At 72.7% G+C, this 11,826-nt stretch carries 12 protein-coding genes and 1 pseudogene; 11 read left to right on the forward strand and 2 right to left on the reverse strand.

Annotated elements, in window-relative coordinates; all coding sequences use genetic code 11:
* The first annotated feature begins 66 nt into the window (after nucleotides 1-66).
* The 10 genes and pseudogenes from PV364_RS01550 (at nucleotide 67) to PV364_RS01595 (ending at nucleotide 10,050) form a co-directional block, all read left to right on the forward strand.
* Nucleotides 67-546 carry a flavin reductase family protein gene (locus PV364_RS01550; protein ID WP_319657707.1) on the forward strand — a complete coding sequence of 160 codons (480 nt, stop codon included), beginning with the start codon at nucleotides 67-69 and terminating at the stop codon, nucleotides 544-546.
* 131 nt (nucleotides 547-677) lie between these two features.
* Nucleotides 678-2,222 (forward strand): AAA family ATPase, encoded by a 1,545-nt coding sequence (locus PV364_RS01555; protein WP_319657708.1) that lies wholly within the window; start codon nucleotides 678-680, stop codon nucleotides 2,220-2,222.
* A gap of 35 nt (nucleotides 2,223-2,257) precedes the next feature.
* On the forward strand, nucleotides 2,258-2,977 hold the full coding sequence (locus PV364_RS01560) for a helix-turn-helix transcriptional regulator (RefSeq protein WP_319657709.1): 720 nt from the start codon (nucleotides 2,258-2,260) through the stop codon (nucleotides 2,975-2,977).
* A 144-nt stretch (nucleotides 2,978-3,121) separates the two neighbouring features.
* Nucleotides 3,122-3,412 (forward strand): annotated as a pseudogene (locus tag PV364_RS01565) (nitroreductase family protein); the annotation flags it as partial.
* 48 nt (nucleotides 3,413-3,460) lie between these two features.
* A complete protein-coding gene (locus PV364_RS01570; RefSeq protein WP_319657710.1) occupies nucleotides 3,461-3,640 on the forward strand; it encodes a hypothetical protein in 180 nt (59 codons plus the stop codon).
* Nucleotides 3,641-3,873: 233 nt separating this feature from the next.
* Nucleotides 3,874-5,649, forward strand: coding sequence for a serine hydrolase (locus PV364_RS01575; RefSeq protein WP_319657711.1), 1,776 nt, complete (start codon nucleotides 3,874-3,876; stop codon nucleotides 5,647-5,649).
* Nucleotides 5,650-5,713: 64 nt separating this feature from the next.
* Nucleotides 5,714-6,634, forward strand: coding sequence for a MurR/RpiR family transcriptional regulator (locus tag PV364_RS01580; RefSeq protein ID WP_319657712.1), 921 nt, complete (start codon nucleotides 5,714-5,716; stop codon nucleotides 6,632-6,634).
* A 191-nt stretch (nucleotides 6,635-6,825) separates the two neighbouring features.
* Nucleotides 6,826-7,980 (forward strand): CapA family protein, encoded by a 1,155-nt coding sequence (locus PV364_RS01585; RefSeq protein ID WP_319657713.1) that lies wholly within the window; start codon nucleotides 6,826-6,828, stop codon nucleotides 7,978-7,980.
* Nucleotides 7,981-8,545: 565 nt separating this feature from the next.
* Nucleotides 8,546-9,490: a septum formation family protein gene (locus tag PV364_RS01590; RefSeq protein ID WP_319657714.1), complete on the forward strand. Its 945-nt coding sequence runs from the start codon at nucleotides 8,546-8,548 to the stop codon at nucleotides 9,488-9,490.
* Nucleotides 9,491-9,711: 221 nt separating this feature from the next.
* A complete protein-coding gene (locus tag PV364_RS01595; RefSeq protein ID WP_319657715.1) occupies nucleotides 9,712-10,050 on the forward strand; it encodes a hypothetical protein in 339 nt (112 codons plus the stop codon).
* 23 nt (nucleotides 10,051-10,073) lie between these two features.
* Here PV364_RS01595 and PV364_RS01600 read toward each other — a convergent pair whose 3' ends face one another.
* On the reverse strand, nucleotides 10,074-10,700 hold the full coding sequence (locus PV364_RS01600) for a class I SAM-dependent methyltransferase (RefSeq protein WP_319657716.1): 627 nt from the start codon (nucleotides 10,698-10,700) through the stop codon (nucleotides 10,074-10,076).
* 62 nt (nucleotides 10,701-10,762) lie between these two features.
* Here PV364_RS01600 and PV364_RS01605 point away from each other — a divergent pair, with 62 nt between their 5' ends.
* Nucleotides 10,763-11,425, forward strand: a complete 663-nt coding sequence (locus PV364_RS01605) for a helix-turn-helix domain-containing protein (protein WP_319657717.1) — start codon at nucleotides 10,763-10,765, stop codon at nucleotides 11,423-11,425.
* A gap of 16 nt (nucleotides 11,426-11,441) precedes the next feature.
* On the opposite strand, the gene PV364_RS01610 is transcribed toward PV364_RS01605, so the two are convergent.
* Complete coding sequence (locus tag PV364_RS01610) at nucleotides 11,442-11,825, reverse strand: VOC family protein (RefSeq protein WP_319657718.1); 384 nt, start codon at nucleotides 11,823-11,825, stop codon at nucleotides 11,442-11,444.
* Nucleotide 11,826 lies beyond the last annotated feature (1 nt).

The raw sequence follows: 11,826 nt of genomic DNA on the forward strand, positions 1-11,826 counted from the left end.
GGCGAACCCCCTGGCGGCCCGATGACGTCGCGGGCACGAAATCACTCCACTCGTACGGAGGCCACCATGCCTGACACCCTCGACATGACGCTCGCGTTCCGGTCCACGATGGGCCGCCTCGCCACCGGGGTCAGCGTCATCACGACGCAGACCGGAAGCACGCCGGTCGGAATGACGGCGAGCGCCGTCGCCGCCCTGTCGCTGGACCCGCTGCAACTCATCGTCTGCATCGGCAACCACCTGTTCACCCGCACCGCCATCGCCGAGCACGGGCGCTTCGCCGTCAACGTCCTGGGAGAGGACGGTGAAGGGCTGGCCCGCTGCTTCTCGGCCCGGGTACCCGACCGCTTCGCCGGCGTGGCGATCGACGAGGACCACGGCGTGCCCGTGCTCAGGGACGCCATCGCGTCGGTCGTCTGCGACGTCTCGCAGGCCCTGCCCGGTGGCGACCACACCATATTCGTGGGCGACGCGCGGCACTTCGAACACAAGGGGGAGGGCCGTCCGCTCCTGTACTTCGCCGGCGGGTTCGGCTTCATGAGGTAGCCCCTCGCCCGGCCCCCGTCCCCCTCTTCGCGCACCGCCGTGAACTTCCCCACGTCCCCCCGGTGCCCGGTGCATCCGTCGTGCCCACCGGGCATCGGGGGCCCATCCTGCCCGGTACGACGGGAGGCACCGTGAGCACCATCCCCGACCACAAGCTCCACCCGCCGGTACGGCCCCCGTGGTTCGTGCCGCGTCCCCGGCTGCTGAGGCTCCTGGATGCCTTCGCCGAACCCGTCGTGGTCGTCTCGGCGCCGCCCGGGGCCGGTAAGAGCGTGCTGCTCGGCGACTGGGCGCACGTGCTGCGGGCCCGTGGCTCCCACGTCGCCTGGCTCGGCCTCGACCGCTACGACAACACGCCGGCACGGCTGTGGGCGGGGATTCTGGCGGCGCTGCGGCCGTTTCGGCCGGGGCTGCCGGTACCCCCGCCCGCCGGGGCCTGGACGCGCGATGTCTGGGCCGAGGATCTGCTGCCGCGAACGCTGGCGGGACTCGCGGGCGAGCGGCCGCTCACCCTCGTCCTGGACGGCGTGGAGCGGCTCACCGACGCCGCACTGCGCAGTCTGGGAGACCTGCTGACGGCGCTGCCCGACGGCCTCCAGGTCGTACTGGCCACCAGGTACGTGCCCGGCGCGCCCGTCCCCGGCCTGCGGGCACGGGGTCTGATCGGCGAACTCGGCCCGGCCGAACTGCGCTTCACCCCCGACGAGGCCGACACGCTGCTGACGGCCCGGTCGGGCGGGCGGGCCATGGACGAGGAGAGGCGCCGCGGGCTGTACGACCTGGCCGAGGGATGGGCGGCCGGCCTGTTCGTCACGGCGAGCGCCGGCGGGACGCCGGAGCACGCCTTCGAGTCGTCCGCGGACGCGCCGGGTTCGGGCCCGGGCGTCTCTGATCGCGCGGCCCACGCGGCCGCCGACTACCTCGTGACCGAGGTACTGGACCGGCTGACCACCGAGCAGCGCGCCTTTCTGCTGCGCACCAGCGTGCTCGACGAACTGCGCCCCGACGCCTGCCGAGCCGTCGCGGACACCGACCGTGCGGGCGTCCTGCTGCGCGAACTGGCCCGCACCGTGCGGTTCCTCGAACCCACCGGCACCGGGCCGGGCGGGTACCGGTGCCACCGTGCGCTGCGCGCCGTGCTCAGCGAGGTCCTGGAGGCCGAGCACCCGGACGGGACGGCCGCGCTGCACCGCGCGGCCGCCGACTGGTACCGCGCGGCGGGACGGACAACCGCCGCGGTACGCCACTTCGCGTCGTGCGGCGATTCCGCCGCGGTGGCCGCGATCGTCCTGGACGCATGGGAGGAGACGATCGCCGCGGGGCGGGCGCAGGAGGTCGCGGGGTGGCTCGATCTGCTGCCCGCCCGAGCGGTCCGCGCCGACGCGCGCTTGTGCGTCGTCGCGGCGATGACGGAGCTGTCGCAGGGCGACGCGGGCGGCGCCGCGCGCTGGCTGGAACTGGCGCGGGCCCGCCCGAGCGGCGTGGACACCGTCGGGGAGGGCAGCTCCGTGAGCGAGGCGGCGTCGGTCGCCCACGCGCTCGTCCGCTGCCTGCGGGGCGAGTCCGGCGCCGCCGGCCCGCTCGGCGCGACGGCCGCCGGGCGACGGCCGCCGGGCGCCCTGAACCCTTCACCCCGTGGCGGGCGCTGGCCTGTGTCGCCAGTGGAACCGCCCTGATGTGGCAGGGGCGTTGGGAGGAGGCTGAGGACCGTTTGCGCGAGGCGGTTCGCGAGGCGCACGGGGCCCGGCACGCACTCGTTCTCGTTGGCGCCCTGGGCTCCCTGGCCCTGTGCGCCTACCTCACCGGGGACCGCGGGCAGGCCGCCGCGCTGGCCGACGAGGCACTGCGCACGGCCCGCTCCGCGGATGTGACGGGCCACTTCGTGGCCGTGGCCGCCCACCTGTGCCGCGCCGGACTTCTCCTGGAGGACGCCAGGGCCCTGGAGGCCGGTGAGTCGCTGGCCCGCGGTGAGGCGGCCATGGCAGCGTGCGCCTTCGGCGGTGAACCGCATCAGCGGGCCCTGGCCCGGGCCGTCCGGGCGGCGCTGCCCCGCGCCGCCGGTGACGACGCCGCCCCCTCGGGTGAGTTCGACGGCGTCGCCGGGGCACCGGCGCTGAGCGGGCTGCTCGCGCGCCTGCGCACGCTCGGCGTCGTTCCGGCCGGCGTCCCGGAGCCGCCGCCGCGGATCCGGGATCTGTCGCCCGGCGAACGCCGCATTCTGCGCGCGCTGTGCGGCCCGCTGACGCTCCGGGAGATCGCCGATGAGCTCCATGTTTCCCGGAACACGGTGAAGAGCCAGGTCAGGGCGGTCTTCAAGAAGCTCGACGCGCACAGCCGCAGTGGTGCGGTGGCCCGGGCCCGTGAGCGCGGTGTGCTGCAGCCCGGGCCCGCGAGCGGCACCCGCTACGAAGCGTCCTGCCGCCGGGCGTAGTCCGCCTGGGCCGTGTACGCGGTGTCCTGCTCGTCCTCAAGGCTCTCGATACCGCACACCCTCCGCGCGAGGCCGGCGGCCGGGCCCCTCGGGGAGAGCTCGGCGCGCTTCATCGTGAGCGTCCGGATCGCCAGCAGGGGCGTCCCGCACTTCCCCCAGGCCAAGGACGTGTTCTTCGCCGAGCGTCCGGTCCGGGAGCGCTCGGCGGCCCTCAACGCCGCGCTCCAGGTCGGCTACTTCATCATCGGCGTCCGTGCCGCCGGCCTCGCTGCCGGCCCGATGACGGGCTTCGACGCGGAGGGACTCACCAAGGAGTTCTTCCCCGACGGGAACCACTCCGTCCTGGCCGTGGTCAACATCGGCAACCCGGGTGAGGACGCCTGGTTCGCCCGCAGCCCGCGGCTCGCCTACGACGAGGTCGTCAGCACGGTCTGACCACGCCGATCAGCGGGTGCCACGGCCCCGACCGCCCGCGTCGGTGCCATGGCGCCCGGCCCTCGCCAGGGCCAGGACTCGCGCGGCGAACCGCCGTCCCGCGCGACCGGCGCCCTGGCCGGGCAACTGGGCACCCGGGTCCGGCACTTCCCCGGCGGCCACATCGGCCCGATCACGCATCCCGGCGCGTTCGGCGCACCCGTGCGGAAGGTGTTCCTCGCCCGGTGACCGTACGTCCGACTCGTCCCGACGGGTTCCGCCGGGGATCCCGGCCTCGTGCGAGCCCCTGGTCGCGCCGCGGCAGGAAGCGGCGGTATGCGTGTTGACCACCCTTCATTCGGTTACTAACTTACGGATATTGCTTCGTGTCAGTAACTTAGTTCCGGCCGCCGGACCGGACCCTTGCCGGTGTCCGGAGGCACGCCGCACAGCGAACCCATCTCCTCACCGACGAGGTACCCATGCGGATTCCAGTCATCGCACTCACCGCGGCGTCAGCCCTGGTGACCGCCCTCGCCCTGCCAGCCGGCGCCACGCCGGTCACAGCCGCCACGGCCGGGACCCGCGACGGCGGCGGCTTCGACCGGCCGCACTCCGGGTTCGCGCCCGCGAGCACCGTGCTGCGACCGGCGTCCCCGCGGGCCGCGGGGCTGCTGCCGGCCCCGATCGCCGCCTTCGAGCGGCAGGTCGCCGCCTGGACCGACCCGGCGAGCGGGACCGGTTACCTCTTCCCCGGTGCCACCACCCTGATGGTCCACGACGGCAAGGTCGTCGAGCGCGGCGCCACCGGGTACGCCATGCGCTACTCGGCCCCGCAGACCGAGTTGCCCGAGGACCAGTGGATACCCGCCCGCACCGACACCATCTACGATCTGGCGTCGCTCTCGAAGCTGTTCACCTCCCTGGTGGCCGTCCAGCAGCTGGAGGCCGGGAGCATCCGGCTCGACGCCCCGGTCGCGGCGTACCTGCCCGAGTTCGCGGTGAACGGCAAGGGCGCCATCACCATCAGGCAGCTGCTCACCCACACCTCCGGCCTCGCACCCGACCCCGAGCCGGCGCTGTGGCAGGGCTACCCCGACATCCCGTCGCGGGTGAAGGCGATCCTGGACACCACGCCGGTGGACCCGGCGGGAACCGCCTACACCTACTCCGACCTCAACATGCTCACCATGCAGCTGGTCCTGGAGGAGGTGACCGGGCGGAGCCTCGACACCCTCGTGCACGAGGGCATCACGGGGCCGCTGCGCATGACCGACACCGGCTACAACCCACCGGCCTCGAAGCTGTCCCGGATCGCCGCGACCGAGTACGAGACCAGCCCCGCGCGGGGTCTGGTGCACGGTCAGGTGCACGACGAGAACGCCTGGGCCATGGGCGGGGTCGCCGGGCACGCGGGCGTCTTCTCGACCGTCGACGACCTCGCCGTGCTGGCCCAGGCCATCCTCAACGGCGGGACCTACCGGAACCACCGAATCCTCAGCCGTGAGGGCGTCTCACTGCTGGAGGAGAACTTCAACCAGGCCTTCCCCGGCGACTCCCACGGTCTCGGCTTCGAGTTGGACCAGATCTGGTACATGGGCGGGCTGTCCGGTCCGCGCACACTGGGCCACACCGGCTTCACCGGGACCTCGCTGGTGATCGACCCCGCGTCGCGGTCGTTCGCCGTCCTGCTGACCAACCGGGTGCACGCGTCGCGCAGCACCCCCTCCACCAACCCCGCCCGGCGCGGTATCGCGCAGGCCCTCGCCCAGGCGATGCCGGTCGAGGCGCCGGGCGGCGGCCGCTCGTGGTTCTCCGGACAGGGCGGCGGTACCACCAGCACCCTGACCACCGGTCCGCTGGACGCCTCAGGAACGGTCGACGTCGACTTCAGGACCTTCGTCAACACCGAGTCGACGGACCTGGTCCGCCTCGAGGCCAGCTCCGACGGCGGAGACACCTGGCTCCCCGTGACGCTCCACGTCACCGGTCCCGGTGCCCCCGTCGACGGCGTCACCGCACTGTCGGGCCAGGACGTACGCGCCTGGTGGCGGGTGCACGCCGAGCTCCCGGACGCCGTACCCGGTCTCGCACTGCGCTGGCGGTACACCACCGACTCGTCCTACGAGGGGCGCGGTGTGAACCTCAGCGGGCTGCGGGTCACCGACGGCTCGCACGTCCTGCTGGACGGCGACAGGCCCGGAGCCCCGCTGATGTCGGCCGGCTGGCAGGCACTGCCGGCGGACGGACGGCGCTGACCCCCGCCGTGGAGCCGTCGTCCGCGCGTTGACCCGCGCGGACGTCCCTCAGTACGTTTCCCGCGTGGTATCCGAGAGCACGGCCGACGACGTGCGGGACTCCGGCCTCCTGGTGCGCATCCGCTCGCTCCTGCCCGGCCTCGCCCGGGCGGAGCAGCGGGTCGCCCGTGCGGTGCTGGACAGCCCCGCCCTGACGTCCCGGCGGAGCATCTCCGAGGCGGCCGCGGCGGCGGGCACCAGCGAGACCACGGTGATCCGGTTCTGCAAGGCGATCGGCCTCGACGGCTACCCCGCGCTCCGGATCGCGATGGCAGCGGAGGCCGCCCGCGCCGGGATACGCGCCGAGAGCCACCCGGGCAGCGACATCACGTCCGCCGACGACCTCGCCGGCATCGTCGGCAAGGTCGCCTTCGCCGACGCCCGGGCGGTGGAGGAGACCGGCGCGCAACTGGACGTGGCGGTCCTCGGCGACGTGGTCGACGCGATGGCGCGCGCGGGACGCGTCGACGTGTACGGAGTGGGCGCGAGTGCCTTCGTGGCGGCCGACTTCCAGCAGAAGCTGCACCGGATCGGACGGGTCGGCTTCGCCTGGAGCGACACGCAGATCATGCTGACCTCGGCGGCGGTGATGGGTCCCGGCGACGTGGCCTTCGGCCTCTCCCACACCGGCGCGACGGCCGACACCGTCGAGGCCCTGCGGGTGGCCCGGCGGCACGGAGCCACCACGGTGTCCCTCACCAACTTCCCCCGCTCGCCGATCACCGAGGTCTCCGACCACGTGCTGACCACCGCGGCGCGCGAGACCACGTTCCGGTCGGGCGCCATGGCCAGCCGGATCGCCCAGCTGACCGTCGTCGACTGCCTGTTCATCGGGATCGCCCAACGGCATCCGGAGCGGTCCGGAGAGGCCCTGGCGGCGACGTACGAGGCCGTGAGCGGGCAGCGCCTCGGCCCCCGCCCGGCCGGCGGCAGGCGACGGGACTGAATGAGATCACAGCCCCGGGTGCGCGGCCCCCGCACTCGTTGCCGTTCCGTGACCGCACGCGCTCACGGCGATCGCAAACGGAACGCAGCCTGGGTGTCGGCCGCCCCACGTGCCCGACCGGGCATGCCCGAGGAGCGACATGTCCCGGGACCCCTGGAACGTCATGAACGAGTCGATCGTACAGTTGTCCGATGCATGAACCGCGCTCGCGCCATGCCGCCCGCCGCACCCGGCAGCGCCGCCGCCGCAGGAACGCCGCGCTGGGCGCCGGCGTGGTCGTCGTGGCTGCCGCGACGACCGCGTACCTGACGGCGGGGCGCGGCGGCACTCCCACCGACGCCGCCCCGGCACATATCAAGGCGTCGACGGTCGTCGGCCCGTCCACCACGGCCCCCGCGCGTCACCGCGAACCCGCCGGCACGGTCACCCTCGCCTTCGCCGGTGATGTCCACTTCACCCAGCGCACCGCGGGACGGCTGGGGGTCGACCCCGCCCTCGGCCCGCTGTCCCCCGTACTGTCGGCCGCCGATTTCTCCATGGTCAACCTGGAGTCGGCGATCACCACCCGGGGGACACCGGAGCCGAAGCTGTACCACTTCCGGACCCCGCCGCAGGCCCTGGACGCGTTGCGCCGCTCGGGCGTCGACGCGGTCACGATGGCCAACAACCACGCGGTCGACTACGGCCCCCAAGGCCTGACCGACACCCTTGCCGCCGCGCACGCCTCACCGATACCCGTCGTGGGCATCGGCGCCGACGACACCGAGGCCTACCGGCCCTACCTCACCGAGGTCAACGGCGTCCGCCTCGCCGTACTCGCCGCGAGCCAGGTACAGGACCTCACGAACGCCCGGTTCCGCGCGGGTCCGGGAAGCCCGGGAATCGCCTCGGCCCTGGACCGGCCCCGGCTCGTGCACGCGGTCCGCGCCGCGCGGGCGCGGGCCGACGTCGTCGTGGTCTACCTGCACTGGGGCACGGAGGGGCAGAGCTGTCCCGGCCCTGAGCAGCGTTCCCTCGCCGCCGAGTTGTCGGCCGCGGGCGCCACGGCCGTGGTCGGCACGCACGCCCACGTCATGCTCGGCTCCGGCATGCTCGGACCGACCTACGTCGCCTACGGTTTCGGCAACTTCCTGTGGTACGGCTCCTCCCCGTACCCGCACTCGGACGAGACCGGCGTGACGACCCTCACCGTGACGCACGGCAGGGTCACCGCGGCCGCCTTCGCTCCCGCGCTCGTGGACGGACACGGCGTACCGGCCCCGCAGACCGGCGCCGCGGCAGAGCGCATCACCACCCGTCACGAGCAGTTGCGGCAGTGCACGGGACTGGCGCCGGCTCCCCGCTAGGCCCCGTCGTGTGTGGCACGGCTGTGGCACGTCGACACGGACCCGCACCCGTCTGACGCGCAGCGCCCCGGCAGATAGCCCGCGAAGCGCGTCATGCATCATTCCTCGGGCGGCGCTGGACGGCCCTGCGGAACGAAGAACCAGAACATGCCCGATCGACCCGGACCCCTTGAGTTCACCGACGGGAAGTGGGTGATCGGTGATCCCGCTGGAGACCATGCAAGGCTGAGGGCGGACGGCCTCTCGCACTGGGTGCAGGGCGTCGAGACTCAACAGATTCCGTGGGCCCGCGTGATGGACATCGTGCTCGATGTCCAGCCCCTTCGACGAGACCACTCGAAGTGGCTGCGTAAGGTAGCGGTGATCCTGTCGTGGCTCGGCCAGCCGACTGAGCACGTAGGGCTCCCGGCTTCCATCGGGGGCTTGCGCGCTTTCCCTATGGCGTTGGTCGTCGTTGTGTGCCCTCGCACGGCCCAGTGACGGTCCAGCGATCGGTCACTCGCCGTGGGAGACCAGCGGGGTGACAGAGACGCCTGGTCGTGTGCGAGGATTCCGGCTCGCTTACGTGTTCGCCGAGTTCGACCGGAGATCCATGTCCGCCATATCGCTGCTCACGTCGTCTGGGACTGGCTCCAAGCGCAACCGGAAGGGCCGCGAACCGGCGATCGCGGGAGTGCTGGCGCTCGGTGGGGTCGCGCTGGCGATGACACTGGTCATCGGGGGTGTCTCCGGTCACGTCGACGAAGATCCGGACCAGCGGATGTCCGGCGCAGGGGACCGGTCGGCCGTAAGCCTCGCGGTGGGCGACTGCTTCACTAGCTCGCAGCACGGAGAGGTCTACTCCGCGGTACCCGTGCCGTGCTCCCAGCCACACGACGGCGAAGTGTTCGCCACGGTCGCTCTCACCGGGTCCAGCGGCGCCGGCGACGCCCTCGCAAAGCAGTCGTACCACCAGTGCAGCGATCGGCTGACCGGCTACGTCATGGACGACTGGTCCCTGCCCCACACGATGGGCGTCAACTACTACTACCCGACCCGTGAGGTCCAGTCGGGTAGCAGGACCGCCACTTGCTTTGCGGCCGACACGGACGGCCGGACCACTGGCAGCGTACGCGAGCGGGAAACCAGCCTGACGGCAGACCAGCTTGCCTTCCTCAGGCTGGAGCTGGCCTCCGCGCGCGTCCTCAAGACTTATCCGCACCTGGGCAGCGTGGCCGACAATCGTGCCTGGGCTGCGAAGATGGCGGCCGCGCTGGACCATGAGGCGGATGGCCTCGAAGCCGTCAACTGGTCCGTCGGCGCCAGGCCCAAGGTCACCGCCTACGTCGGAGAGCTTCGAAGGAGCGCCGAGCTGTGGCGCAAGGCCGTGGCGGCACGTTCGGACAACAATTACGGGGACCGTTCTGACGACGCCTGGGACCACCCTTCCCACGAGTATCAGCGGGAGGTCCGGAAAACCCTGGGGCTGGCTTCGGATGTCCCCGCCACCTCCTTCGGGCCGCCGTTCTAGACGCGGGCACGGTGGTCCGGTCGGCGGACCGGGCACACACGGGCCGGCACGGAGCCGGCGGACCATGACGCAACGGACGGCACCGCGTGGGCCCGTCGGCGGCCGGCCTCCGTCACACTGTCCTGGACGCCGTGCCGTGCGGCGCACCTCACGGGTACGGGGTCGTCGTCCGGCTCGACCACACCGACCCGGCCGCCAGTCGGCCGCGAGGGGAGTTCGGCATGGCCCACCCCATCAGCGACGACGACATGCGCGCCGCGATGGCCGCCGCGAAGGAGTACACCGCGGTGGTCCTGGAGGCCGGACCCGCGTACGGGACGGCCGAGGCGGGCCCGGTGATCCGGGAGCACGGCCGCCGCAACTTCGCCCTGCGTGCCGAAGGCGTTCTCCCCATTGTCTGCCCCGTCACGGACGACGGCGAGGTCCGCGGCATCGGCATCCTCGACACCGATCCCGACACCGCCCGCGCCCTCATGGCCGAGGACCCCGGCGTGAAGGCCGGAGTGTTCACCTTCACCCTCCACCCGGTACGTTCCTTCCCCGGCGACCGGCTCCGCTGACGGCGTGCCGGGAGGCGGCCGGATCAGACCGCGGCGGCGGTACGCAGCAGCGTGAACCAGAACGTCGGGAACGGGTTCGTCCCCGGTGTCACGTCGGCCAGCTCCCACCCGGCGAACCTGGCGCGGAGTTCGTCCGCGGTGACGCCGGAGATCACGTCCTCGGGGCCGTCGGGGCCGTACCCGAACATCAGCAGGCGCGCCCCCGGGGCGGCGCGCGTCGTGAGACCGGCCACGTAGCCGTCGCGGCGGTGCGGCGGGATGCCGCAGTAGCAACTCAGGTCGAAGAACAGGTCGTACGGGCCGGGCACGCCCACCTCGTCCAGCCGGGTGGCGTCCCCGCACAGCACCGTGACGTCCACCCCCGCCGCCTCCGCCTTCTCCCTGGCCTGCCGGACCGCGCGGTCGACCAGGTCGACGGCTTCCACCCGCCAGCCGTGCCGGGCCAGGTACACCGCGTTGGTCCCGGTGCCGCAGCCGAGTTCGAGGACGTGACCGGGCGTCAGCGCATCGGGGCCCTCCACCAGGGCCACCAGCTCGGGCGGGGTGACGCCGCTGTCCCACGGCGGCTTGCCGTCCCGGTAGTAGTCCTCCAACGAGCGGCGTACGGCGGCCTCTTGGTCGAGCTCCGCAGCCGTGCGAGTCTCACTCATCACTGCCCTCCAAGAATCTAGAGTCCAACTCTAGTGACTGACTCTAGAGATAGACTTCCGGCATGGACGCGGTCAAGGGGTCCGACAAGCGGACCGTCAAGCCTCCCGACAAGCGCGCCGAACGCTCACGGCGCACCCGCGAGAAGATCGTCGCGGCGGCCCGGGAGCTGTTCGTCGCCCAGGGCTACGGGGCGACGAGCCTTCAGGAGGTCGCGGACCACGCCGGGGTGGCCGTCCAGACCGTCTACTTCGTGTTCCGCAACAAGCGCGCGCTGTTCAAGGACGTCGTCGACACGTCCATCGCCGGCGACGCCGAACCGGTCGCCACGATGGACCGCCCCTGGTTCCGCGCCGCGTGCGCCGAACCCACCGCGGCCGGCCAACTGCGCGCCCACGTACGGGGGGTGCGGGACATCCTCGGCCGCGTCGGCCCGATCATGCCGCTGATCGCCGCCGCCGCGGCCACCGACCCGCAGATCGCGGCCCAGTGGGGAGCCGACCCGGACCCGCGCTACACCGTCCAGTACGCCGCGGCGAAGGCGCTGACCTCGAAGCCCGACATCCGCCCCGACGTCGACGTCACCCGCGCCGCCGACCTGCTGTACGGGCTGCTCAGCCCAGAGCTGTACCTGGTCTTCGTACGCGACCGCGGCTGGTCCCCCGACACCTGGGAGGAGTGGGCCCGCGCGGCACTGACGGCGGGCCTGTGCACCGGCGACGGGTAGGGCGCCCGACAGGGCCTCAGGAACCCGCCGCGGCCCGGTCGGAGTCGCTGCGGAGAACGCAGAACTCGTTGCCCTCGGGGTCGGCCAGGACCGCCCAGCCGGAGCCGTCGGGATTGCGGTGGTCGGCGACGAATGCGGCGCCGAGCCCCAGGAGACGTTCCACCTCCTGGTCGCGCGAGGTCTCGGGGCGCAGGCACAGATGGATCCGGTTCTTGGCCGTCTTGGCCTCGGGCACCTGGTTGAAGTGCAGCACCGGGCCCTCCGCCAGGAGCACCTGGGTCTCCGGGTCGCCCGGGGCGCTCTCCGGATGCAGGGGACGGCCGGTCACCGCGCTCCAGAACCGGGCCAGTTCGTAGGCATCCGCACAGTCGATCGCCACGTTCTGCACTACCGAAACCATG

Origin of the sequence: Streptomyces sp. MI02-7b (assembly GCF_033793585.1) — a bacterium.
Lineage (GTDB): Bacteria > Actinomycetota > Actinomycetes > Streptomycetales > Streptomycetaceae > Actinacidiphila.